This is a genomic window from Neoroseomonas rubea (assembly GCF_016106015.1).
Lineage (GTDB): Bacteria > Pseudomonadota > Alphaproteobacteria > Acetobacterales > Acetobacteraceae > Neoroseomonas > Neoroseomonas rubea.
This window is the reverse complement of record NZ_JACADQ010000516.1, coordinates 1-1,907: the sequence shown is the minus strand read 5'-3', so window position 1 is coordinate 1,907 and position 1,907 is coordinate 1. Positions and strand designations below refer to the sequence as shown.

Annotated in this window: 3 protein-coding genes; 2 read left to right on the top strand and 1 reads right to left on the bottom strand. The window is 75.8% G+C overall.

Annotated elements, in window-relative coordinates; translation table 11 throughout:
* Positions 1-228, top strand: a 228-nt coding sequence (locus tag HW577_RS24360; protein ID WP_198378685.1) for a hypothetical protein, incomplete at its 5' end; no start/stop codon positions are given.
* Between the two features lie 177 nt (positions 229-405).
* Here HW577_RS24360 and HW577_RS24355 read toward each other — a convergent pair.
* Complete coding sequence (locus HW577_RS24355) at positions 406-1,272, bottom strand: bile acid:sodium symporter family protein (protein ID WP_198378684.1); 867 nt, start codon at positions 1,270-1,272, stop codon at positions 406-408.
* Between the two features lie 232 nt (positions 1,273-1,504).
* On the opposite strand from HW577_RS24355, the gene HW577_RS24350 reads away from it, so the two are divergent.
* Positions 1,505-1,907 (top strand): hypothetical protein (locus HW577_RS24350; RefSeq protein WP_198378683.1); only part of this gene is annotated, 403 nt, incomplete at its 3' end.

The following is a 1,907-nucleotide window of genomic DNA, read 5'->3' as shown; positions in this document are numbered from 1 at the left end:
CCGGTCGTGGCGGCGCCGGTGGCCGCGCCGCAGACCGCCGACCTGCGCGGCGCCCGCGCCGCCGGCGGCGAAAGCGAGATGGGGCGCCGCGGCTTCACCGTCGCGCGTCAGCAGGGGCTGACCGCCTATTGGCTGCACGCCCCGTCCAACACCTGTGTCCGCACCGTCACGTCGCAGGGCCGCTACCGGACGGTGGATCAGGTCCCGGGCTCGAACTGCGGCCGCTGACCGGCGCGCCCCGCCGTCGCGGCGGCGGGGCGACCCTCGGGCTGTGATCCGAGGCAGGCGACCGCGGACGTCACCTGGCCGCCCCGCCCGGCCTGTTCGCGCCGGCCTTGGGCACCGCGCGATCCGGATGGGCGCGCTGCTGCCACGCGAAACGTCGCGCCGGACCGGCGCGCGGCGTCACGCGATGCCGGCCGCCCGCGTGCCCCTGGCGAACGCCACGAAGCCGAGCGCGGTCGCGAACATCAGCAGGCTGTAGATCGCCGCCGGCACCGCATGGGCGGCATCGAGCCCGAGTGCGGCGACCACCGCGATCGCCAGCGTGCCGTTCTGCAGCCCGCATTCGAGCGACAGCGCGATGCGCTGGCGCCGCCCGCAGCCGAGCAGCACGGTGCCCCAGAAGGCGATCGCCATCATCGTGACGTTCAGCGCCAGCGCGGCGAGGCCGGCGGCGGCGAAATAGGTGGCGATGTTCCCGCGCTCGACCCAGATCGCGGCCGCGACCACGACGAGGAACAGCACCCCCGACAGCCGCGTCGCCGCCGGTTCCAGCCGCGCGGCAAGCGCCGGGCGTGCGCCGCGCAGCGCCATGCCGAGCGCAACCGGCACGACCACGATGGCGAACATCCGCACGGCGATCCCGGCCATCGACACCCCTTCCGTCGCGCCGGCGCCGCCGAAATGGCCGAGCGCGAGCACGACCACGAGCGGCACCGTCACCATCGCCGCGAGGCTCGTGACCGCCGTCAGCGTCACCGACAGCGCGACATCGCCCCCGGCGTAGCGGGTGAGCAGGTTCGAGGTCACGCCGCCAGGCGCCGCCGCGATGATCATCAGCCCGATGGCGAGCGCGGGCGCCGGCGCCCAGACGGTGGCGATGACGAAGGCGACGGCCGGCAGCAGAAGGATCTGCGAGGCCAGGCCGACGAGGATGTCGCGCGGCTGCGCCGCGATGCGCCGGAAATCCGCGAGCCCGAGCCCGAGGCCGAGCGAGACCATGATGACGAACAGCGCGAGCGGCAGAAGGATCTCGGTCGTCACGCCCATGCGGCAGCCCCTTGCAGCGCCCCGGCCGGGCGGTCTTGCGGCAGCCTATAGCAGGTCGGCCGCTTGCGGGCGTCATGGCCGGGCGGCCGGCGCGCAAGGGCGCGGCCCGCTTGCGGCCCGGCGGAGGACATCCGCGCGGTGACGCGCGCATGACATGACGCGCGGTGACGCGCTTGACCCGACGCGGCGCGGCGCCTGAGATTCGCTCAACCGGCAGCGCAGGAGGCGCGGGGTGAGAGGGTTCGATCTTGGCGCCGCGCGACATGCCGCGCGCATCGCGGCGATGCTCGCCGCCATGGCGTTGCCGGCGTTGGCCGGGCACGACCCGCCGCGCCACTACGGCGCCATCGGCGCGCCGGACCCGGCGCTGGTCGCGGCCGGCGCGCTGCTCGGCGTGTCCGTCGGCATCGAGGATGCGGATGATGCCGCGATCGCCGCGCTCTATCGCCACCAGCACGCCGTGACCGCCATCCTGCGCAACGCCGCAGCCGCACGGCCGCTCGCCCTCGGCGGCGCGGCCTTCGAGCCCGATGCGGCGCGGCGCGGCGCGCGGCTGGGCGTGCTGCGCCTGCCGGAAGGGCGCGCCTTCGCGGTGACGCGGGCGATGGAGGACAGTGCCTCGCTGCGCGCGGCGC

Excerpts from the sequence above, each read along its gene's own strand:
- HW577_RS24355 (WP_198378684.1), bottom strand. The coding sequence starts at position 1,272 with ATGGGCGTGACGACCGAGATCCTTCTGCCGCTCGCGCTGTTCGTCATC.